This window comes from Caballeronia sp. SBC1, from assembly GCF_011493005.1.
Taxonomy (GTDB): domain Bacteria; phylum Pseudomonadota; class Gammaproteobacteria; order Burkholderiales; family Burkholderiaceae; genus Caballeronia.
The window spans coordinates 1,599,225-1,621,552 of sequence record NZ_CP049158.1 but is presented as its reverse complement, the minus strand read 5'-3'; the positions used below and the strand labels follow the sequence as shown (position 1 = coordinate 1,621,552).

The window sequence follows — 22,328 nt, the reverse complement described above, 5'->3', positions numbered from 1 at the left end:
GTTGGTGCAAACCGAACCTATGGTTTGAGGATGTTGCTGATGCGCGAGAGTGCATCGAGCGTATGTTGAAGATGTTCGCGCAGCGCCGCGGAGGCTTCTTCGTTACGTTCCTTCTCAAGCAGCGCCAGGATATGCAGATGCTGCTTACAATGTTTCTTGTACCGCTCGCGGTGCTGCATCGATCGGTACGAAAGCAGGCGGCGAACGCGGTTCACGCGCTTGATCGTATCGATGAAAAACGCGTTGCCGGATGCCTCGACTAATGACTCGTGAAAGCGAACGCCGCGATCGTGCAACTGATCCGCCGTGTCGGTCTCGATACCGCCGTCCAGCAGATGTCGTTCCGCCGCACGGCAGCGCTCGAGCACCTTCGGGTCCAACCGGTATCCAGGTTCAAGAAGCGCAGCCGGTTCAAGCGCCAGACGCAAGCGGTACGATTTCATCAAGCTGTCAGGCGTCGTCAGCATGGCCGAGAATTGCCACCCGTACCCCGGCTTGCGTTCGGCCCAGCCTTCCTGCGCTATGCGCCCCAGAACGGCTGTTAGCTGCGTCGCCGTCAGTCCGTAACGGGTCTTCAGCATTTGCTCCGACACCTCGTCGGGCAATGCACTTTTCAGGCGATCATCTGCTATACGGAAATACGCGCTCGTGATCGCGTCCGGGCCGCTCAAGCCAATCGAAATCGCGGTTTCCGTCGCTAATTCAATCGCAGGGTTTGCCACGAAAAATCCGCGATTGGGCTCGCGGCTCAACACGCCCTTTTCGTGCAACAGCGAGAGGGCTTCGTTGACCGGCGAGCGGGACAGCCGAAGAAGGTCCGCTATCTTTTGCGCGGGCAGATGAGTGCCCACCTCCATCTCTTCGGTCCTGATCCACTCGACGATTTGAGCGGCTATCGATCTATCGTTCATGCTTCTCTTTTTCACCTTGAGCGGCCAGGGTCTTCTGCAAAATAAGCGGAATGACGCCGCCACAGCGCAGCAACGCGATTTCCAGTTGCGTTTCAACAGCTGCCGTCGCCTCGTATGATTCAACGCGAGCGTCCGCCCGTACAATCTTTACGTCGACCTTGCAACGCGGCGTGACCGTCTCGGGCGGCGCGTTCACTTCCACCTTGTCACCGGGCTGGATGTTCAGCGTAACGGGGCTGATGCCTGTTGGCCATCGAAGCGGCAAGATGCCCATGCCGATCAGGTTCGACCGGTGAATCCGTTCAAAGCTTACCGCCAGCACGGTGCGAATTCCAAGCAGGCGCTGGCCCTTTGCCGCCCAGTCGCGAGAAGAACCCGTGCCATACCGTTCGCCTGCGATGAGCACGACAGCGTCGCCTTGCGCGCGATACTGCGCAGCGACTTCGTGAATCGGCTTGATGTCACCGCTCGGAACGTGCAGCGTATGAGCGACCGGCGCGCCAGGGTGCAAGAGGTTGACGAGAGACTTGTTGTAGAACGCCGCGCGGATCATGACTTCCCAGTTGCCGCGACGCGATGCGAAAACGTTCAGGTCGTCGCGGTCATCGCCTCGGGCAACAAGGAAGTCCGCGACGAAGCTGTCCTTCGGTATGGCGCTGGCGGGCGAGATATGGTCGGTCGTGATGTCGTCGCCGAGTACGAGCAATGGGTAGGCGCTGTACGTTCCCAGCTGCGTACCTTCGGTCACGGCCGCGAACGGCGGACGTCTTAACGCATTCGACTGTGAGTCCCACGGGAACTGCGAGGCGGCAGGTGCATCAATGCCATGCCACGCGGGATTCTCGCTGGCGATCGCGAACGCGCGCGGATAGTCGGCCGGGTCCGCCGCCTGTTCAAGAAACGTGGCGACCTCTTCTCGCGTAGGCCACAAATCGCTCAGGAAGACCGGTGTGCCATCTGGCGCGATCTGCACAGGGTAGTGTTTCAGATCGGCTTGCGCATCGCCTGACAGCGCAAATGCGACGACCAGCGGCGGCGACATGATGAAGCCGAGATCAAGGTCGGGATGAATGCGGCCGGGAAAATTCCGGTTCCCGGACAACATGGCGACTGGATAAATTGCCTTGGCTGCTAGTGCGGCTTTTACGGGTTCGGTGAGCTGGCCGGAGTTGCCAATGCACGTGGTGCAGCCATAACCCACTATATCGAAACCCAGCGCCGACAGATCGTCGATGAGCCCGGCACGCTCCAGATACAACGCTGCTGCGGGCGAGCCGGGCCCAAGCGATGTCTTGATCCAGCCCGGCACCGTCAAGCCCAGCTTGCGCGCTTTGCGGGCCACGAGGCCGGCGGCGATCAGCAAGGCGGGGTCCGACGTGTTCGTGCAACTCGTGATGGCCGCGATTGCGACAGGGTGCTTCGGCATGCCGGGCGCGTGTGCTTGCGGTGTGAACGCAAGCGTATCGAGTGCCGCGGATGTAGCCGAGTAATCGAGCAGATCCTGAGGGCGTCGCGGACCGGCAACATGCATGCGTATCGCGCTCAGGTCGATCTCGATGGTGCGCGTGAAAACCGGCTCGGCTGCAGGATCGAACCATAGGCCCGCCCGCTTGCTGAACACTTCGACGAGCGCGATTGCAGCCGCGTTGCGATTGGTCGTGCGCAAGTAATCCAGAGTGGTGTGGTCGACGGGGAAAAAGCCTGTGGAAGCGCCGTATTCCGGCGCCATGTTCGCCACCACCGAGCGTTCACCCGCCGTTAACGTGGCAACGCCCGGACCAAGGAACTCGACGAATTCGCCAGCAACGCCAATCTCCCGCAACCGTTGCGTCACCGTCAACGCAAGGTCGGTGGCAAGCACGCCGGGCTCGAGCGCACCGGTCAGGCGCACGCCGACCACGTCCGGGATGCGCTGCATGACAGGCATGCCGAACATCACGGTCTGCGCTTCCAGGCCACCCACGCCCCAACCCAGCACGCCAATACCGTTAATCATGGGCGTGTGGCTGTCCGTGCCGATCAGGGTGTCTGGCACAGCCCAACGCTCGCCGTCGCGTTCCTGGACCGATACGACGGTCGCCAGTTGCTCAAGGTTGATGGTGTGCATGATCCCCGTGCCGGGGGGATGGATGCGCACTCCGGTCAATGCCCGCGACGCCCAGCGAAGAAAGCGGTAGCGCTCCGCGTTTCGGCGAAGTTCCTGCTGCAGATTCATTGGCGCGGCGTCAGGCCGGCCGAAATACTCGACTGCCAGGGAGTGATCGACCGATGCATCGACTGGAAGAACGGGGTTGAGCGCGCCCGGGTCCGCACCGGCTTCGGCCAACGCGTCGCGCATGGCGGCAATGTCAACGAGCGCCGGCGTACTTGTCGTATCGTGCATCAGCACGCGGTCCGGCTGGAAAGCGATTTCGACTTCGCTGGTGCCATGTTCCAGCCATTCGATGATGCCTTCGACCGCAAGCCCGCGCTCGTCGCCATCCGTATTTCGAATCACGTTCTCGAGCAACAGGCGCAGCACGACGGGCAGACGGTAGAGCGTTTCACCGAACATGCCCGGCAAGTCGACAAACCGCAGCGACGCATTGCCGACCGTCAGCCGCGCTTCGGAATTGAAATCGCGAGTATTTTCCATCCGTCATATTTTGCATTTTTATAATTTAAAATGCAATGTTGACTCGTAGCGGGATGTGTTTACAACGCGGCGTCGGCTTGCCACTCTGCGGTCATTCCCGCTATGTCGGCGAGCCAGAGCCTGAACAACTTCACCTTGTCGAGGTTGCGTTCGTTCGTCCGGTACGACAGGAAGTGGGTCTCGCGCATGAAGGGTTTGAAGTGCCCTTCACCGAACTCGACCAGTTCGCCGCGCGCGAATTCGCGTTCGGCCAGACGCGTGGTTTCCAGCGCAATACCCATGCCGTCGACCGCGGCGGATATGGCCAGCGCGCCGCGATCAAACGAAGGACGAGGCTTGTTCGGAAAGTCCAGTCCATTCAGCGTGAACCAGTCACGCCATGTCACGCGGCTGAGTTGCGAATCGATCAGGGTGAAGTCGACAATCTGCTGCTCGAGAGAAACCCCTTCGCGCAACATGCCGGGCGAGCACATTGGCACGATCCGCTCGGCGCCGAGCGGATACACACGCAGGCCGGGACGCTCGACGGCCATGCCATAAGAGATGGCGATATCGACTTCATGCATGCGCGTAAGATCGATCGGTTCTGCGCCCGATGAAAGCCGGATCGTGATGTCGGGATGTGCCTGCATGAATTTAGGCAGGCGCGGACCCAGCCATTTCACCGCAAGACTCGGTGCGCAATGAACGGCCAGCACCTGCGCCTGGGGTGATAAAGCGACCTCGCTGCATGCGGCCTCGATTACGTCGAATACGCGCCCTAGGCTGTCGAAAAGCCTTCTGCCTTCAGCCGTGGTCTCAACGCGCCGGTTGCGTCGATGAAATAAAGGCAAGCCGAAATAGGCCTCCAGTTCCTTGACCTGATGACTGATCGCGGACTGCGACAGATGCAACTCCTCCGCGGCCAGCGTGAAGCTTTCAAGTCGCGCAGCCGCTTCGAAAGCGCGCAGCAGCACGAAATTCGGTATCCGTCGCATGCGCTTGCCGTCTCCGTTGGAATGTTTTTTGTCGATGCATGAATCCTGTTCATCTTTCTATGAACAGTCATCGTTTGTCAATGAGGGTCAAGCGGACGACCATGAAGCCCTGGAAACAATCCCACTTGATCTACAGGAGATAAACAAATGACGGCTGTCATGGAAGCGCGTCCCGACGCATCGGTAAAGCTGGTGAAGGATGGCAAGGTATCGATTTATCAGCCGGAGCAAGACGGGCTGATCTTTCCAGAATTGCCGACGTTCGCGAACCCCGCGGCGCATCGGCAGCACTTGAAGGAACGCCTGGCCGGAGCGTGCAGGGCGTTCGCGCAACAGGGCTTCGATTATGGTTTTGCCGGTCACCTGACCGTGCGCGATCCGGAAAACCCCGGCTTGTACTGGACGAATCCGATGGCTATTCACTTCTCGCAAGTGAAGGTGTCCAACCTGATTTGCGCGGATCATGAAGGCCGTGTGGTCGAAGGCAATCATGCGATCAATCGGGCGGGTTTTGTGTTGCACGCAGCCGTTCACGAAATGCATCAGGACATTGTGGCGATGTGCCATGCGCACACGGTATACGGCACGGCATTCGCGGCGCTCGGCAAAAAGCTCGAGCCGATCACGCAGGATGCCGCCGCATTTTTCGAAGACCATGTAGTGATCGGCGATGAAGCCGGACAGGTCGCGGTGGAAGTGAAGGCGGGCCACAAAGTCGCGAATGCGTTCAAGGGCGTGAAAGCTGCCATTCACCAGAATCACGGCTTGCTGACGGCGAGCCGTCACAGCATAGAGTCGGCAGCATTCTGGTTTATCGCGCTGGAACGTTGCTGCCATCAGCAATTGTTGATTGACGCAACCGGCATTGTGCCGAAGCTCGTCACGCCGGACCGCGCACGATATAGCCGCGAGCATGTGGGGAGCGAATACATCGGCTGGCTGCATTTCCAGACGATCTGGAATGACCTCGTTGCCAGGCAGCCCGACATGTTTGACTGATCACGCCATGCGTTGAACGCTGCGCACACAAGACGCATTTCGCTTTAAGCAGGGACGACACGGCCACCGTCACGAGCGGGGCGGCGTCCCGCTTTTATCCGACCCCAGGAGACAATACATGAATCCCGCTAGTCCGGCCGCATTGAGCAAACGCGACGAAGCATCCACGTTTTCCAAGATCACGTGGCGACTATTGCCGTTCCTGTTCCTATGTTATTTGTGCGCTTATCTGGACCGCATCAACGTGGCATTTGCAAAGCTCCAAATGCTCAAGGACCTTGATTTCAGCGATGCCGTGTATGGCGCTGGTGCGGGCGTGTTTTTCGTTGGCTATCTTCTGTTCGAAGTGCCCAGCAACTTGCTGTTGTTGAAGGTGGGTGCGCGGCGCTGGATCGCACGGATCATGATCACGTGGGGCATCATTTCCGCCGGCATGATGTTCGTCACAACGCCAACGAGCTTCTACATCATGCGCTTCCTGCTCGGCGTGGCGGAGGCGGGTTTCATTCCTGCAATCCTGTTCTATCTCACGTACTGGTTCCCTTCGTCGCGGCGCAGCAAGGTGACCGCGTTGTTCATGACAGGCATTCCCATGTCGGGGGTGGTCGGCGGCCCGCTGTCCGGCTGGATCATGAACCACATGGGCGGCGCGCATGGGCTTGCCGGATGGCAATGGCTGTTCGTGCTCGAAGGCATTCCGACCGCGATCCTCGGGCTGATCGCGCTGGTCTATCTCGACGACAAAGTCAGCGACGCCAAGTGGCTTTCCGCACCTCAACGAGCCTTCCTCGAAAGCGCATTGGTCGAGGAACGTTCGGCTCACGTACTGCATTCCGTGAAAGACGGTCTCATGCATCCGAAGGTCTTGCTGCTCAGCCTTATCTATTTCTTCTTCACGATGGGCCTGTACGGCGTGAGCTTCTGGCTGCCTACGCTGATCAAGGCGAGTGGCGTGGCCGATCCGCTGGATATTGGATTGCTGAGCGCGATTCCCTATGCTGCGGCGGCCGTCACCATGGTGCTCGTCAGCCATAGTTCGGATGCTCGCGGCGAGCGGCGCTGGCATCTTGCGTTGCCGGGTATTGTGGGCGCGGTGGGTCTGTACTTCAGCGTTTCGTATGCGCATTCCACGCCGATTGCAATGATTGCGTTGACCTTCGGCACGATGGGCGTGATGACCACGATCTCACAGTTCTGGGTTCTGCCCCCGGCTATTCTTGGCGGTGCGGCCGCAGCGGCCGGGCTGGCTGTTGCCAACTCGGTAGGCAGCATCTCGGGCGTGGTCAGCCCCTATGTGATCGGGTTGATCCAGACCGCGACGGGATCGACAGGAAACGGCGTGCTCGGGCTTGCGGTGAGCTTGATCATTGGCAGCGCGCTCGTATTCACGGTGCCCGCCAAACTCGTGAACAGCCGCAAGCGTGAAGCGATGAAGGGCACTGAGCACGTAATGGAAAGCGGCGTGCAGACACGTGCTTGATACAGCACATAAGAGAAGTTGCTCAAGGCAAGTGCGCCGCGTCTTCGCGTTCGTCTCCCAGCACTTCACCCAGGCGTCGTACCAGGTTCTCGCGGGCGCGGCTGGTGTGCAAGTCGGTGAGCTCGGCTGCGCGTCGCGCGTCGCCCGCGGCGATAGCCTCGGCAATCGCTGCGTGTTCGTCCCAGATGGATTTGCGTTGAGCCGACGATTGCAGCACGGCGCCCATCACACGGCGCAGATGAACCCAGTGAAGATGCGCGGTTTCCACAATCAACGGATTGCCCGATGCAAGGTAGATGGCAGAATGAAAAGCCCAGTCCGCGTCGATCATGGCTTTAACGTCGTCACCCTTCGACGCACGGCGCCCTTGCGTGATCAATGCTTTGTCGAGCTTTGCGCCGCGTTGCGCTGCAAGACTCGCGGCGAGAGAATCGAGCGCGCCGCGGATCTCGTAAAGATGGGCGATCCAGGTGGGGTCGAGCGGGGTGACAAGAAGTCCGCGTCCCGGTGCGTCCTGTACGAGCCCGTCTTTCTTGAGCAGGCGCAGCGCCTGCAAAACGGGCGACCGGGACACAGCAAGCTGGTCGGCAATTTCTTCCTGCGTGATACGGGTTCCCGGTGCGAGCGATCCTTCGCTGATGGCGTCGAGCAGCACTTTATAGACTTCATCAACATAGTCTGTACGGGCCTGAAGCTTCAGAAGTTTGGCGACCATGATGGCTCTCGGTAAGTTTGGATACTGAGTTCAACAGGTTACAGGCTGGCGCTGGACAGCGTCAAACGGATTGACCGGATAGCGTGAAACGGAGGGCACCAAGCGTTTACCTGTAGAGACAGCGCGGTACTTCGAATCGTATCTTTGTATACAGAGTTCGGAGTTCAGAATCTAAAGCATGAAGATAAGAGAGGCGGACGACAACCCGGCTCCGCACGATGGATAAACCCAGCAGAGGATCCCCATGAACATCAAGTCAGACAAAGCAGAAGGTCAGAAAAGCGGCGGTGGCGGCGTGGTACAGAAGAAACTTGTGCCGTTTGGCGGTTATTACACCAACAAGGTTCCGGGTCACGATCCGGAATTGACCGAGACAGGTCCTGGCACGCCGATGGGTGAATACATGCGGGCGTTCTGGCATCCCGTATGCATGTCGATCGAACTCACCGATACCCCGCGTTACCTGAAGATCCTGTGTGAAGAGCTGGTCGCGTTTCGCGACGGCAGCGGTCGTGTGGGCGTGCTGCATGCGCATTGCGTTCATCGCGGGGCATCGCTGGAATATGGTGCGATCCAGGAGCACGGCATCAAGTGCTGCTATCACGGTATGGTTTTTGATGTGGACGGTACCTGCCTTCACGTGCCGTTTCCAAATGGCGAAGAAAAGGAAGCCGAGAAATACGCGTGTTCGATCCAGCAGGGCGCGTACAAGGCCGTCGAGCGTAACGGCCTGGTGTTTGCTTACATGGGGCCACCCGACAAGGAGCCGCCGTTCCCGGAATGGGAGGGAGACTTTACCGTCGCGCCCGGTGATGAACTCGTGGCGTACAGCAACTTCCAGCATTGCAACTGGCTGCAAGTCCAGGACAACGCCGCGGATAATTACCATCCGACCGCGCTTCACGCAGGCAAGAACGTGGTGAACGGCAAGTACCAGGGCACGACGTTCGACGAAGTCGGCGCGAAGTCCATGGAGGTCGCACCCGACATGCATTTCGTGCCCGTGCAGCAAGGGCGCAGTCTCGCCTGCGCGGGGGCGCGTCGGGTCGATAAAGACAGGCTGTTCGTGCGCGTCCAGCATCAGGTCCTGCCTAATCTGAGCCTGCACGCTTATACCTCGGAAGACGGTTCGAAGAAGAAGCTGTTCAGCCGCTTCCACATCATTCGCTGGACCGTTCCTGTTGACGATGAAAACAGCAAGATGATCGGCTGGCGCGTGATGGGGCCGGGCATTGATACGCGCGGCATCTGCGATAAATCGCTGGTGGGGTACGAGTCGATCGACTTCCTTGAAGGACAAGTGGCCATGCGTCGTCCCGAGCGCTTCGGAAAATACAAGCTGGAGGACTTGCCGCCCATCCCGCCGAACCATCGCGAGCGGGAGAACTACAAGGACGCTCAATACGCGCCGGGCGATTACGAAGCCATCATCAGTCAGCGGCCGATCGCTGTGCATGCGCTAGAGAATCCGACGAAGTTCGACGCCGGCTTGTTCCTGTTCCGCAAGATGCTGCGTGATGCGGTACGCGGTACGAACCCGGCGGCGTCGGCGGATAACTTTGCTCAATGGTTCCGTGCCAACGCGGGCGCGCCGAATAGTTATTGCTCTGGCAATGTGTTCGATATCCCGGAAGGCGAGACTGTCGAACAGGAGGTGGCGAACCGCCGCAATGTGACGAAGCGCATCGTCGCGATTCTGACGGAAAGCGAGACGCTGAAGGGCGAGGAGCGGGCCGTGTTTGTGCGAGAAAAGTTCGATGCGCTCGAGGCGTCGGTCAAGAGCTGAGCGGATCATCACAAGGGTAAGGGCAACACACATGTTGCCCGGCCCCTATAGAGGCCTGCAACCAGGTCGTGCAAGGAAATGCTATGGCAAGTTCAGACAGTCCGGCGGACGCCCGCACCCTTGAGCTGATGGTGCGTCAGATCCGCTTTGAAGGCAGGGGCATTAACTCCTACGAGTTCGTTGATCCATCGGGCAAAGTGTTGCCCGCGTTCACTGCGGGCGCGCATATCGACGTCTATTTGAACGATGGCTTGGTCCGTCAATACTCGCTAAGCAATTCGCCAAATGAACGGCATCGCTATGTGATCGGGGTATTGCGCGACGAAACGGGCAGGGGCGGCTCGAAAGCATTGCACGACGGATTGCGCGTGCAGGACAAGGTGCGCATCAGTTATCCGCGCAATAACTTCGAACTTGCCGCCGATGCCAGCAAGGTCATTTTGTTAGCTGGCGGTATTGGCGTGACGCCGTTGAAATCGATGGCGCATCGGCTTGAAGACCTGGGCATCGACTATGAGATGCACTACTGCGCGAAGGATGAAAGCTGCACGGCATTCGCGGCCGAGCTTGCGCCGCTGCATGCAAGCGGCAAGCTGAAATTTCACTTCGATAATGGTGATCCGTCGAAGGGGCTGGATCTAAAGCGCTTGTTGAGCGAGACCGCCCCCGGCGTGCACGTCTATTATTGCGGCCCCGGCGGGTTCATGAAAGCGTGCGCTGCTGCGACTGGGCACTGGCAGCCCGGAACGGTTCATTTTGAACATTTCAAGGCGCCAGAGCGGGCCGTGAGCGAAACCGTTGCGGCGGCTGTGGGCGAGTTCATCGTGAAGATTTCCAGCACCGGGCAGCAAATACCGGTGTCAGGCGACCAGAGCATTGCCGATGCGTTGGAAGAGGCGGGCGTGGCGATTGAAACCTCGTGCAGGGCCGGATTGTGCGGCACTTGCAAGGTGCGGTATTTATCGGGCGAGGTGGAACACAACGACTGCATTCTCGGCGACGACGAGAAGCGAGAGTATCTGACTTGTTGTGTATCGCGGGCGTCAAGCCGGGAGCTGGTGCTGGATCTTTAGTTCGGAGGCAGCAATGCTGCGGCCATGGTTGCACGCGAAGGGCCTGTTCAAGCGGCTTCAAATGCTTGCCATCAAGGCGCCCGAACTTCATGTACTAGGTGATTCAGGCTGGTCGTTTCGCGAGACATTGCCCCGCCACTGCCTGGTGCGTGAGCAAGGGGATGGGCCGCGGCTTAGCAGCCGGCGGACGCGTGCGGCTCGAACAGGACGTAGAATAAAAATCTAACATATCGACTATTTCTCCGATCTCGTTCTACGTGTCGGGAAAATCAGGGAAATCTTTGGGAAATTATTTTCAGGTCTTAACTTTAAAATTGGCGCTCCTCCAAAACTTGAATAACGATGAGCGCTGACCTCCATTACTTCGACTACGCGGCGACCACTCCTGCGGATCCACGTGTCATCACTGCAATGGTCAATTGCCTGGGAATAGACGGGGTGTTTGGCAATCCGGCGTCGAACTCGCACGCCGCCGGTACGCGGGCACGAGGCATGGTAGAGAAAGCGCGTGAGCAAGTTGCCTCGCTCATTGGCGCGCACGCCGACGAGATCATATGGACTTCCGGAGCGACGGAGTCGAACAACCTCGCGCTGAAGGGATTTGTTGAAGTAAGCGGAACGTTGCCGCATATTGTTACTAGCCGGATTGAACACAAGGCCATCCTGGATACGACCGCCAGCCTGGAACAGCGTGGATTTTCAGTTACTTATGTCGCGCCCGATGAAAGCTGCGCCATCACGGCCGCTGCGGTTCGCGCAGCACTAAGGCCAGACACGGGCATAGTCTCGCTCATGCTGGTCAACAACGAAATCGGAACAGTCACCGACATCGCGGCGATCGCGCCCATCGTTCATGCCGCGGGTGCATTGTTGCACGTGGACGCGGCTCAAGCGCTTGGCAAGACACCAATCGACGTCAAGGCTCTGGGGATTGATTTCATGTCGATGTCCGCCCACAAGGTCTATGGACCGAAGGGCATCGGGGCACTGTACGTCGCTCGCGAAGCGGCCACTCGGCTTGCACCGCAGATGCACGGGGGAGGGCATGAAAGAGGCCTGCGCTCAGGGACTCTGGCTACCCATCAGATCGTGGGCATGGGCACGGCCTGCGCAATCGCCAGGGCGGAAATGGACGCCGATACAGCGAGAATCGCCGCGCTCAGCGAACGGCTGCTGGACGGGATCCTCTCGATCGATGGTGTTAAGAAAAATGTGCGCGACGGCGTACACCTTCCCCATACGCTTAGCTTGAGAGTTGACCGCGCGGGGTTTTTTCCGTTCATGCTCGCCGCGGATCTTGCCATCTCTTCCACGTCTGCTTGCAGTTCGGCCTCTAGCTCGGTCTCGCACGTATTGAGTGCGATTGGACTTGATGAGCAAGCAGCGGCCCGGACAATACGCATAAGCCTTGGGCGCTTTACCGCGGAGCAGGACGTGGATCGAGCCATTACCTGCATTCGGCAGGTAGTCGACCAATGCCTCGTGGTGCAGTAAGGTCTGTATTGTCTAAGTGAAAGGCGTCAGTGCGTGAAATAACACGGACGCCTTTTCGGTGCTTCTATAGCGATCGCGTTCGAATGAGAAAGTCGAATTGGTAAAGCTCGCGATCGCACCTTGAGCGCACGGAGATCACACGATTTATTTCTGATTTAGTTAGTAAAACAAAATAATTGGTATCGCTCGACGATATCATCAGGAGCTCTTCGGACTGAAATGTCTTAACCCTGACTCAAATAAAGGCGCGACAGATACGCTCATCGACTATCCCGGTTCGCTTTGGTCATTTGATAAGTATGTCGAAACTGCTATAGGTGCCTGTCCGGTGATCAAAAAACATGGTATGACACAATGAACGTCCGCTCGAGTTCAGGCTAGCGAAAACTCTGCGTGATCCCAGTGTCAACCGGCAATCCATCTATGCATCGCAGGCGCTTCCTATTGGCGGCTTTCAGTGCTGCGGGTATGGCGCTCAACGCGCGTGCCGCGCAGGTGAAGCATTTCGATATCGTTTACCCGCAAATTCGACCCGGTGGGGACGTGCATGCCCCCTTTGCGCTGGCGGTCCTTGATCTCGCGATGAAGGCGGCCAATGCCGACTACACGATCCGACAAGCGAAAGTCGTCATGGAGCGAGGCCGGGCGCTTGCCGAGCTTGCAAACGATGACACGATCAACCTGCACTGGACAAGCATGGACGCGCAGGCCGAGCGCGGGTTGAATGTTGTCCACATTCCGATTCATCGGGGCTTGATCGGCTATCGGGTGTTCATCATAAGAAAGGACCGGCAACCGGATTTCGACAGGATCAACAGCCTGGATGACCTGAAAGCGCTGACCGCCGGGCAGGGACTCGGGTGGATCGATACCGAAATCATGAGACGCGCCGGCTTGAACGTGCAAACCTCGACCTACGAAACGCTTTTCACGATGACGCAGGGCGGACGGGTTGACTACTTCCCTCGCGGCGTTATCGAAGCGTTTGCCGAACTTGATGCGCGCGAGCAGGTAGTGCCGGACCTTGTGGTCGAGAACAGGTTGTTGCTGTTATATCGATCGGATTTTCTGTTCTATGTTGCGCGGGGCCAGAAGGAACTCGCCGCGACAATAGAGAAAGGATTCGCCGCGGCGTATCGCGACGGCTCGTATATGAAGTTGTTCAACTCTCATCCGTATATCCAGAATCCGTTGAAACGAGCGAACCTGGCAGGCAGGAAGCTTATCCGCCTCGACAACCCGTATCTTTCCGAAGCGGACCGCAGGATTCCAGACGAATATTGGATGCACTGACAACAGCCGGTATTGTTGTCATGTGGGTCACGGCTTTACCCAACCTCGGATCCACCGCTCTGACGAGTTGAGGCCGTCAGATCACCGCATGCCGCTGACCGAGCGCTATGAGCAGTTGCGGCCACTCGTCAACGTGGGCGTTGTCGTGTAGTTCTTCGAGTTCTGTCAGCAGGTCGACAATTTGGTTATCGGAGACGTCGACGTTGGATGCATACAGCGCCCGAAGAAGCGCGCCGTCGCGTGCATGCCGATAGTACGCAATGCCGGCGCCTTCAATCTCGAAGCAGTACAGGTCATCGCGAATGAGCGACCCGATCGCACACTTGCGGCCGTCGTTGCCGCGCAGCCGGCACGATCCGTTCTCGTCTTCGGAGACGGCGCGCTGGGTTAGCAGATGGGCGCTCACTCGTTCAAAAATTTCTTTAGCGCTTAGCATGGGCGCGATTCATGCCGCATGTTCGAGAAGGTCGGCGCAAAGGCCAAACTGCCGCGCAACCGATGCCAGACTGTCGCGCCATTCGCGTTTGTCGAGGACATCGTGGACGTTCTGAAGATAACCGAGCAACTCGATAGTCGATGGGTCGTACACGTTAATTTGCGAGCGTAGCAGCGCCCGCTTGAGCGCCATGATGCCCACGACCATGTAAGAGGGCGCCGCGGGCGCGGATGCACTGACGAAGAGAACCGGAATGCCATCCATGGCGGGTATATGGTCGCGCGGGGCGATGAAATTTCCAACCGGGCATCCGCCACAATACCCGCGGCAGGCGCCTTCTCCACGCGGCGGCAGCCCGGTATGACCTTGGCTAAAGAGGTGACGTGTGGCTCTATCAAAGATTTCCTGATGAGTGAGAAAGCGCAACGTTTTCATGGTTGGATTCCTTGGCAGGCACACGGATTAATATCTGGTGTCCTCGGTTCTTCGATATCGCCAAGGCTCAGCTGACATCGGAAATATCGGCACGCTATGCAGCAGACGTCCTTCCCTGCTTCACGGTCCAGGTATCAATCCTAGCCTTGCGAGCCTGGGTTGCTAAGTCGGGACGCGCTGAAACTTCTCTCGGAATAGCCGCTTTTTGACTATCAGGAAATCCTTACGCCAGGGTAAGCGAAGTGCACGCACCGACCTCAAGCGTTTACACGCGGTTGGTGGAATGAGTAGCAGAACCAAAGATATCTTATCCGGGAGTGATTGTCCTGCCCCAGCACGTTCATGGCGGGCGGCCCGAGCGACTATACGGGGCACTTCACTCCTGACGTGCGGGACGCGATTAACCGACTGCCGCGGGTCCGCCCGATGGGAGGCGTTTGGCTGTTCGTCAGCGTCGACGCGTATGATACCGACGTGAATATTGGCTCCGAGGACCGTTACGAACAGGTTGCAAAAGGCAGGGTCACCCATCTGTCATATCGTCAACATCTACACGGACATCGCGAACAGTAGGCTGCTCATAAAAAAATTAAGGAACGGGGATGACGAACGACATCACGAAGCCGTTGGCGAACGCGGTGGCACTGAGCGTGCTCGCGTTGTCGCTTGGCGCTTGTGCATTGGACGAGTCACAGTCACAGGTCCAGACTCCACCGGCGGTCACGGTGTCGCAAACCGGTCCGTGCTGCGGCCCGATCACCCCAGCCGCACGCAACATTCTCAAGGTTCTTGACGAGTCCGACGTAGAGAATCTTTGGTCAAAGCACCGGCATGTGAACTGGGAGACGGGTGTCCCTGACGAGCCGGCTGACTACAAAGGGCGCGAGGCCGACACGCACTGCAGTGCGCTTGCCGCGGCGATGGGCGAACGTGTCGGCGTCTACATGCTGCGTCCGCCGGGTCACGCGCAGGAATTGCTTGCCAATGCGCAGACCGCATGGTTTGACAGCACGCGGGGACGCAAGGCAGGCTGGTACAGCGTCGACACGCCAGAGCAGGCCCAGGCGCTCGCCAACATGGGCAAGCTGGTCGTGGTGTCTTACCAGTCGCCTGATCCGCATCACTCCGGCCATATCGGCATCGTGCGCGCCTCGGATCGTACTGAGGCGCAGATCAGGGAAAGTGGTGTGCTGATGACTCAGTCCGGGGAGCGCAATTATTTTCGGGTGTCGGAACGAGCCGCTTTCAAATGGCATCCCGGCGCTTGGCCCAACGCCGTGAAGTATTTTGCGCATGACGTGCCGGCGCAATAGATCCGCTGGTAGCGTCATATGATCAACCAGAAGTTCGTAGCTATCACGGAGAGCGAATGGCAAGCAACTTCATCAGGTCTTTATCCGGCGTGTACGGTTCAATCGCGCTCGCATTGATGCTTGGCGCGTGCGCGTCGGGTCCGCCGCCAGAATCGGCCGCTGCGTCGGCTCTTGCTCCTGGCGACTACAGCGCGCAGTCGCCGTTCCCCGGCGCTGAATGGACTCGGGCGGACCCTGCAGCGCTAGGCTTCTCGCCGCAAGGAATCGACCAGGCCGTGGCCTACGCAAAACGGGACGGGTCGACATCCGGCATGATCATTCAGCATGGTCTGGTCGTCGCTGAGTGGGGCGATGTTTCAAGGAGGTCGAATCTCTATTCGGGGAGAAAGAGCTTCATGAGCGCCCTGATTGGAATTGCGGTGGCCCGAGGCCAGATCCATCCGGACGAGACGCTGGAGCAGCTCGGTATAGACGATAACCAGCCGTCGCTGACACCCGCCGAGAAGCAGGCAAGCGTGCGCATGCTGCTCGAAGCGCGCTCGGGTGTCTATCATCCCACGGTATATGAGACGGCAGGGATGGAGGCGTCCAAGCCGCCACGCGGCAGTCACGCACCGGGTACGTTCTGGTACTACAACAACTGGGATTTCAACACGCTCGGCGCGATCTACGAAAAGGCGACCGGTCAGCACATCTTCGAAGCACTGCGAACTGATATTGCGGATCCGATCGGCATGCAGGACTATCGTCCAACGGACGGGCGCTATGTTTCGGGCGGACTTGCTACCCTATATCCGGCGTATCCAATTGACATGAGTACCCGCGATTTAGCGCGCTTTGCACTGCTGTACCTGCACGACGGCCGCTGGCGTGACCGGCAGATTGTTCCCGCAAGCTGGGTCGCCGAATCGACTCATTCCTATTCCAATACGCCTACGGGCGGCTACGGATACATGTGGTGGACGAGCACGCCCGCAAGCGGTCCGCGCGGTCCGAAGGTGGCTCTTCTGCGGGCGACCTATTGGGCTGACGGTAACCACGGGCAATACGCAGTCATTGTGCCGTCGCTTGATCTGGTCGTGGTCAACCGGGTCGATATCCGGCTTACGTCGAAGAGCATGCACCAGTCGAACATGGAGAAGCTCGTGTGGCTGACCGAGTCCGCAGAGGCTGCGACGGACATTGGCCCCGAGCCATGAGCCCCACGCAAAATACAGAAATGGTCCGGGTTCAGGACGCCGATGAACCCGGTGTTGCCATCACCCTCGCACGCAGCGAAATCCTGCGTACACGTACTGATAATGCGCTTGAAACCAGTTACGAAAACTTGGTCTCAGCATGCAAGCTGCCGTACGCGGTGAGCCGCCTTTGAGCACGAAATGCTGGTCGTCGTAGAAGTTCGCGGAGTAACCCAGGTAGAACGGAAACGGCTCGAAACCGGGCAACGGCCCAAAGGTCGTCGATGTCCATTCCCAGCCGTTGCCAAACTGCCCCACTACGCCCGCCGCGCTGCGATTCTCCGGGTGAGCCTGAACCGGTGATGGCTCCCATCGGCGGAAATCGAAATTGCCCTGCTGGGCGAGCGGGGCGGCCTCGGCGGCACGTTGCCATTGCGCTTCTGTTGGCAGCGACTTACCCGCCCATTTTGCATACGCGCTGGCTTCAGCGTGACTCACATACACCGGCCAGTCGGCCGGCAAGGGGATCTCGGCGAACATGGTCCGCAGCTTCCAGCGTGAGCCTTTCAATGATCCCCTTGATTCCGCTGACGAATCTTCACGCACCCAGAACGCCGGCTTATCGATGCCTTCACGTTCTTTCCACACCCAGTCGCTGTCTCGCCAGTAATCGCGATGCGCGTAACCGCCGGCATCGATGAAATCCAGCCAGTCCGAATTCGTCACCATGTAGCGATCCATCTCGAACGCCGGCACATCCACGCGATGTTCACCGAATTCGTTGTCCCAGCCGAACGTGCCGCCGTCACGCGGAAGACCAAGCGTGGTCCTGCCCGCAGGCACGTGGACCATTTCCCTTGGCAGGGTCTCGTCGAGCGGGTGCTCCGCGGTGTCTTCGGTGACCGCGGGTCCGGTTTTCTGATGCAGCGGCAACTGATGCAACATGTAGGCGAGCGTTTCCGCGTGCATCAGCCTGTGCTCGATCGCGACCTCCAGCAGCGTCTCGGGCGTGGCTTCGAGAGCGATGGGATTGTCTTGCTTATCTGCACGTTTTGTAATTTGCACAGGATCGAAACGCGCGTCGATGTCATCGCGAATCCGCTGCACATACGCGCGAATTGTGGCGAGCGACGGCCAGTCTTGAGGCTGATCGCTCGGCAGGCCGCCATCGACGGGATCAATGCCGAACGCGAATAACTGGTCGAACTCGGGATTCGGGCTGGGCAGGTTGAAGAGCCGCTGATCGAGCAGATTGCGGTCGAAGGCCTCCAAATGCCCGATGTAGAACACAATCCGATGCCGCTCGGAAATCGGGCGTTCATACAGGAATTCGGGTTTGACGATGGCGAACAACGCGTCAGTGGTCTGGCGCGCTTCGCGCAGACGGACGAGCAGCGGATGCAGCGGGGTAGGTTCGCGATTCATTTCGCTCTTGTCTCCGGGCATGGGCCGATGCAGAACGATAAATCGTAGCAGAGGGCATGCCAAGCCTGCTTGGATGACACGCGAGCCAAAGAAGCGGGGCCGGAGAAGCGGCCGAAGAATCGGGCCAGGAAGCTAGATCGCGCGGAGGCCGTCGAAGTCGAGGATGTGGATGAGCTTGCCGTTTGCTTCAATCAGGCCCTTCGCCTGAAAACGCGACAGCGTCCGGCTGACCGTTTCCAGCGTGATGCCGAGAAAACTCCCCATGTCATCGCGCGTGAGGCGCAGGTTGAACTCGTTGCCCGCATAACCGCGGCGGGTCAGCCGGGCGGAGAGATCGAGCAGCAGGGCGGCAACCCGCTCGTCGGCGCGCAACGTGCCGAGGATCAGGGTTTGGGTCGCCTTTCGGACGACTTCGCGGCTCAGCAACTGCAGCAGGCGGCGCTGGAGCGCGCTGGTTTCGCGGCAGGCGCGCTCAAAGTGCACATAGGGGATCAGGCAGACCGAACTGTCTTCGAGGGCGATGGCGTGGCACGCGTGCCGGCCATTATCGAATCCTTCGAGGCCGAGTGCGTCACCACCGAGATGAAGGCCCATGACCTGTTCGCGGCCGTTGCCGTTCGGCGTTGATACAACCGTTTTGATCGAGCCGGAGCGGATGGCGTAGAGGGTATCGAACGTATCGCCAACGCGAAACAAAGTTTCGCCCCGCTTGATCGTGCGGGCGGTGACGATAACCCTCTGGAGCCTGTTGACGTCGTCGGGGGACAGGCCTTGAGGCAGGCAGTAGTGCTTCAACGCGCAGGTCGAGCAATGAGCGGCGTGGCGCGAGGGGGCGCTGGGCAGAGGAACTGGGGCCTCGTGGACGGTTTGCATGGTTCGCTCGCTTTTAGTTCGTTTTGATCTGGAACAAGGAAATTGTCCCATCGATGCGATCCGCCCCCGGGTGGCAAAACGTCGCGTGAAAGCGCTGTCGCTCGTCCACCTCGGCGTTTTTTATAACTTTGCGCCAGTCGTTGCGCCGGTCCCGGAGCTCGCGGGAATCAGCAGCACCGGCAGCGTCGCCTGGCGCAGGCACCTTTCCGCGACACTGCCGAGTAGCAGCCGCTGGAAGCCCTTGCGGCCGTGCGTGCCCATCACGAGCAGGTCCGCGTTGAACGCCGTGGCGGCGGCGAGCACCATTTCCGCGACATCGTCCACCGACGAACCTTCGGCAATTGCCACTGCGCCCTGCACGCCGCGCTGTTTCATCTCAGCGTTCGCTTCGTCGGCGAGTTTGGCGCCCTGGTCGGCGAGCTCATCGCGCAGGATGGAGGGGTCGTAGCCCGGCACGTCGTAATAGACCGGCGCGTTTTCGACCACGTAATAGGGCTGCAGCACCGCACCGTGGGTGGCGGCGAGTTCGAGCGCGGATTCGAATGCGCGGCGCGAAGTGCGGCTGCCGTCAATAGCCACGACGATTCTTTTGAACATACGGTTCTCCTTCGGCGGTTGAAATGCAAACGACGGTGTTTAAGTCGATGAAACGGGTCACGTCTGATTGCCTGGCTTACAAATGTACGACAGTAATAATCCGACTAATGTTCCCCTTGATCGACAACCCTTCGATCCTGACCAACCGGATGAAATAATGACGTCATACAATCCGGGGCGTGATGTTTGTATCGATTCCCTCTATTTTTACTCTCCTAGTTTCCAGCCCGTGCCTCAGTCCGCCTCCCCGCCGCATCCCGAATCCACCTCTCCACTGCCTTTTCGCCACGCGCTTCTCGCGATGCTCGGCATTGGTCTCGTCAATATGCTGGTCGCGCTTGACCAGACCGTGGTCAGTACCGCGCTGCCGTCGATCGTCGCGGAATTGCATGGTTTCGAGTATTACGCGTGGATTGCGAGCGCGTATTTGCTGGCGTCGGTGGTGACGGTGCCGGTATTCGGCCGGCTTGGCGATTATTTCGGCCGAAAGCGGTTCGTGATTGCCGCGGTGATCACGTTCACGGCAGCTTCGGTGCTGTGCGGCGTGGCCAACGACATGCTGTTCCTGGTCATCGCCCGGGGGTTGCAGGGCGTGGGTGGCGGGATGATGGTCGGCACGGCGTTCGCATCCATTCCCGATCTCTTTCCCGATCCGCGTTTGCGGGTGCGCTGGCAAGTGGTCATGGCGGCGTCGTATGGGATTGGGACGGCGGCGGGGCCGTCGCTGGGTGGGTGGATGAGCGAGCATTGGGGATGGCGCTCGACCTTCCTGATCAACCTGCCGGTGGGAATTGCCGCGTTTTATTTCATCTGGGCGCATTTGCCGAATTTCCATCGGCCGCGCGAGGGTGAGGTGAAGATCGACTGGCTGGGCGCGGTGCTGGTTGCCCTTGTGCTGGGCGGCTTGCAGGCGTTCATTGAAGCGGTGCCGAAGAGCGGCCTGACCACGGGGAACGTGGTGTTGGCCGCGTGTGTGGCTGGCGGCGCGGTAGCGTTGTTGATATGTGAGCGTCGCGCAACGCATCCGATCATTCCGCTCGACCTCTTCAAAGACCCGCAGCTTGTTACGTTATTCACGTTGTCGACGCTGTCGGGTTTCGTGATGTTTTCGCTGATCTTTTTTGCGCCGCTTTTGTTGCAGGGTGGTTTTGGTTTATCGCCGCAGGAGGCTGGATTACTTGCTACGCCGATTGCAATGTTTATTGCCATTGGCAGTTTCATCAACACGCGCATTGTGATTCATTTGCGCAAGCCTACGTTCATCTTGTCGATTGGATTCACGTTGCTGTTATTCGCGTGTATTGCGCTGGCGTTCGCCGATGCTTCCACGCCGCATATCTGGATCGAGATTCCGATGGCGGGCATTGGTATTGGGCTGGGTTTCGTGCTGAACAACCTGAATGTATTCGGGCAGGAGATTGCCGGTCGCGAGCGCTTCGGTATTACCACGGCGTTGCTGCAATCCACGCGCATGGTCGGCGGGATGCTCGGGACGAGCGTGGTCGCGGTGATCGTGCAGCATCATTATCGCGATGTGATTACACGCACGCTGCGAGTGCTCGGCGAGCCGGCTAGTACCGTGTGGCTGCCAAGATTTGACGATCCGCGAATCCTGATTGATTCCGTGTTGCGGGGGAAGTTGCTGGCCGATCTGGTGCCGGCCGGGCTGGACGGCCCAGCGATGATCGAGAGCGCCCGCGAGGTGCTCGTGCAGTCGATTCACATTGGCGTGGCGCTGACCGCGGTCGCGGCGTTGTCGGCCGTGCTGATGGTGCGGAGGGTTTCGCACATTACGTTTCGGAAGGGGTAGGGTGATTTTCGCTTGCGCTCGGGTTTCTGGGGTACTGGGCTCCGAGTTAGCGATTGTGGGTTAATGCCGGGTTGCTGACACAGACGCATCATTGATCACAAGGGTGCTTAAGTCGTATAGACGTGTTGAAACCTGCCCGTAAAGCGTATAGACTTGTCTCAACGTCGAAAGGGAGGTTGGGATCATGGCAAAAACAGCAACGCTCACCATCCAGCAGTGGGGAAACAGCCTGGCTGTTCGCATCCCTGCCGCGATCGCACGCTCTGCGCATTTCGAGGTCGGTCAGGAGGTCGAGGTGACGACTGACGAGATCGGCGTGACGGTGAAGCCGGTGGGTCCTCGCAAGCTCACGCTCGCGGAGAAACTGGCGAAGTTCGATCCTGCAATGCACGGCGGTGAGGCGATGGCCACGGGCCGTATCGGCGCGGAGGAATTTTGATGGCAGTAGCTTCGTGGGTGCCGGATCGACGCGACATTATATGGATTGACTGCAACCCTCAGGTCGGTCGCGAGATGAAGGATATGCACCCTATGCTGGTCTTGTCACCGAAGCCATTCAACGAGCGCACCGGGATCGTTATCGGACTACCCATGACGACAGCGGCGTTCAACAAAACAAATCCGTTTGCGATCAAGTTCCAGGGGCCGAGAAACGTTACGAGCTACGTGCTTGGGCACCAGCCCAAATCTTTTGATTGGCGAGCGCGGGGAGCGAAGGCCCATCCGTGGAAGCATGCACCCGATGACGTGTTTGCAGCAGCGTGTGAGCAGTTGAACCAGATCATCGCCATTTGCGACTAGGCAAATCAAGCGTAGCGACGTCGGCCAAGTTGCGGCTGACACGCTGCAAACAGCGTTTGAATTGATCGTTACTCGCTTTCCGAACGCGGATCTCGCG

At 59.0% G+C, this 22,328-nt stretch carries 19 protein-coding genes and 1 pseudogene; 11 read left to right on the top strand and 9 right to left on the bottom strand.

What is annotated here, in order from left to right; all coding sequences use genetic code 11:
• Positions 1-17: 17 nt before the first annotated feature.
• Genes SBC1_RS34075 through SBC1_RS34065 form a run of 3 tightly spaced genes read right to left on the bottom strand, consistent with a single transcriptional unit; the run spans position 18 to position 4,523 of the window.
• Positions 18-911 carry a GntR family transcriptional regulator gene (locus SBC1_RS34075; RefSeq protein WP_165104697.1) on the bottom strand — a complete coding sequence of 298 codons (894 nt, stop codon included), beginning with the start codon at positions 909-911 and terminating at the stop codon, positions 18-20.
• Complete coding sequence (gene acnA / locus SBC1_RS34070) at positions 901-3,546, bottom strand: aconitate hydratase AcnA (RefSeq protein WP_165104696.1); 2,646 nt, start codon at positions 3,544-3,546, stop codon at positions 901-903. Before acnA ends, SBC1_RS34075 begins: the two co-directional genes overlap by 11 nt.
• A gap of 59 nt (positions 3,547-3,605) precedes the next feature.
• Positions 3,606-4,523 carry a LysR substrate-binding domain-containing protein gene (locus SBC1_RS34065; RefSeq protein ID WP_165104695.1) on the bottom strand — a complete coding sequence of 306 codons (918 nt, stop codon included), beginning with the start codon at positions 4,521-4,523 and terminating at the stop codon, positions 3,606-3,608.
• Between the two features lie 147 nt (positions 4,524-4,670).
• Between SBC1_RS34065 and SBC1_RS34060 the strand changes: the two genes are divergently transcribed.
• Complete coding sequence (locus tag SBC1_RS34060) at positions 4,671-5,522, top strand: class II aldolase/adducin family protein (RefSeq protein WP_165104694.1); 852 nt, start codon at positions 4,671-4,673, stop codon at positions 5,520-5,522.
• A 118-nt stretch (positions 5,523-5,640) separates the two neighbouring features.
• Positions 5,641-7,002, top strand: a complete 1,362-nt coding sequence (locus SBC1_RS34055) for an MFS transporter (RefSeq protein ID WP_165104693.1) — start codon at positions 5,641-5,643, stop codon at positions 7,000-7,002.
• A 22-nt stretch (positions 7,003-7,024) separates the two neighbouring features.
• On the opposite strand, the gene SBC1_RS34050 is transcribed toward SBC1_RS34055, so the two are convergent.
• Positions 7,025-7,717: a GntR family transcriptional regulator gene (locus tag SBC1_RS34050; RefSeq protein WP_165104692.1), complete on the bottom strand. Its 693-nt coding sequence runs from the start codon at positions 7,715-7,717 to the stop codon at positions 7,025-7,027.
• A gap of 244 nt (positions 7,718-7,961) precedes the next feature.
• Between SBC1_RS34050 and SBC1_RS34045 the strand changes: the two genes are divergently transcribed.
• The 4 genes and pseudogenes from SBC1_RS34045 to SBC1_RS34030 all read left to right on the top strand — a co-directional run bounded on the left by SBC1_RS34045 (position 7,962) and on the right by SBC1_RS34030 (position 13,363).
• The gene (locus SBC1_RS34045; protein WP_165104691.1) at positions 7,962-9,503 is read left to right on the top strand and encodes a Rieske 2Fe-2S domain-containing protein; all 1,542 of its coding nucleotides are present in this window, start codon (positions 7,962-7,964) and stop codon (positions 9,501-9,503) included.
• A gap of 83 nt (positions 9,504-9,586) precedes the next feature.
• Entirely contained in the window at positions 9,587-10,576 is a 990-nt protein-coding gene (locus SBC1_RS34040; RefSeq protein ID WP_165989138.1) for a PDR/VanB family oxidoreductase, read from the top strand.
• 336 nt (positions 10,577-10,912) lie between these two features.
• A pseudogene (locus SBC1_RS34035) lies at positions 10,913-12,055 on the top strand (cysteine desulfurase family protein); the annotation flags it as partial.
• 438 nt (positions 12,056-12,493) lie between these two features.
• Positions 12,494-13,363 carry an ABC transporter substrate-binding protein gene (locus tag SBC1_RS34030; protein WP_165104689.1) on the top strand — a complete coding sequence of 290 codons (870 nt, stop codon included), beginning with the start codon at positions 12,494-12,496 and terminating at the stop codon, positions 13,361-13,363.
• Between the two features lie 76 nt (positions 13,364-13,439).
• Here SBC1_RS34030 and SBC1_RS34025 read toward each other — a convergent pair whose 3' ends face one another.
• Both SBC1_RS34025 and SBC1_RS34020 read right to left on the bottom strand, forming a co-directional pair.
• Entirely contained in the window at positions 13,440-13,799 is a 360-nt protein-coding gene (locus tag SBC1_RS34025) for a hypothetical protein (protein WP_165104688.1), read from the bottom strand.
• A 9-nt stretch (positions 13,800-13,808) separates the two neighbouring features.
• Positions 13,809-14,234 (bottom strand): hypothetical protein, encoded by a 426-nt coding sequence (locus tag SBC1_RS34020; protein ID WP_165104687.1) that lies wholly within the window; start codon positions 14,232-14,234, stop codon positions 13,809-13,811.
• A gap of 602 nt (positions 14,235-14,836) precedes the next feature.
• On the opposite strand from SBC1_RS34020, the gene SBC1_RS34015 reads away from it, so the two are divergent.
• Entirely contained in the window at positions 14,837-15,547 is a 711-nt protein-coding gene (locus SBC1_RS34015; protein WP_165104686.1) for a hypothetical protein, read from the top strand.
• A gap of 56 nt (positions 15,548-15,603) precedes the next feature.
• Positions 15,604-16,746: a serine hydrolase gene (locus SBC1_RS34010; RefSeq protein WP_241202327.1), complete on the top strand. Its 1,143-nt coding sequence runs from the start codon at positions 15,604-15,606 to the stop codon at positions 16,744-16,746.
• A 60-nt stretch (positions 16,747-16,806) separates the two neighbouring features.
• On the opposite strand, the gene SBC1_RS34005 is transcribed toward SBC1_RS34010, so the two are convergent.
• The 3 genes from SBC1_RS34005 to SBC1_RS33995 all read right to left on the bottom strand — a co-directional run bounded on the left by SBC1_RS34005 (position 16,807) and on the right by SBC1_RS33995 (position 19,620).
• Positions 16,807-18,150 (bottom strand): SUMF1/EgtB/PvdO family nonheme iron enzyme, encoded by a 1,344-nt coding sequence (locus SBC1_RS34005; RefSeq protein WP_165104685.1) that lies wholly within the window; start codon positions 18,148-18,150, stop codon positions 16,807-16,809.
• 132 nt (positions 18,151-18,282) lie between these two features.
• Positions 18,283-19,023, bottom strand: coding sequence for a helix-turn-helix domain-containing protein (locus tag SBC1_RS34000; protein ID WP_165104684.1), 741 nt, complete (start codon positions 19,021-19,023; stop codon positions 18,283-18,285).
• Between the two features lie 120 nt (positions 19,024-19,143).
• Positions 19,144-19,620: a universal stress protein gene (locus SBC1_RS33995; RefSeq protein WP_165104683.1), complete on the bottom strand. Its 477-nt coding sequence runs from the start codon at positions 19,618-19,620 to the stop codon at positions 19,144-19,146.
• Between the two features lie 301 nt (positions 19,621-19,921).
• On the opposite strand from SBC1_RS33995, the gene SBC1_RS33990 reads away from it, so the two are divergent.
• The 3 genes from SBC1_RS33990 to SBC1_RS33980 all read left to right on the top strand — a co-directional run bounded on the left by SBC1_RS33990 (position 19,922) and on the right by SBC1_RS33980 (position 22,231).
• Positions 19,922-21,430 carry an MFS transporter gene (locus SBC1_RS33990; RefSeq protein ID WP_165104954.1) on the top strand — a complete coding sequence of 503 codons (1,509 nt, stop codon included), beginning with the start codon at positions 19,922-19,924 and terminating at the stop codon, positions 21,428-21,430.
• A gap of 184 nt (positions 21,431-21,614) precedes the next feature.
• Positions 21,615-21,869 (top strand): AbrB/MazE/SpoVT family DNA-binding domain-containing protein, encoded by a 255-nt coding sequence (locus tag SBC1_RS33985; protein WP_165104682.1) that lies wholly within the window; start codon positions 21,615-21,617, stop codon positions 21,867-21,869.
• The gene (locus SBC1_RS33980) at positions 21,869-22,231 is read left to right on the top strand and encodes a type II toxin-antitoxin system PemK/MazF family toxin (RefSeq protein ID WP_165104681.1); all 363 of its coding nucleotides are present in this window, start codon (positions 21,869-21,871) and stop codon (positions 22,229-22,231) included. The genes SBC1_RS33985 and SBC1_RS33980 overlap by 1 nt, the downstream gene beginning before the upstream one ends.
• The last annotated feature ends 97 nt before the right edge of the window (positions 22,232-22,328 follow it).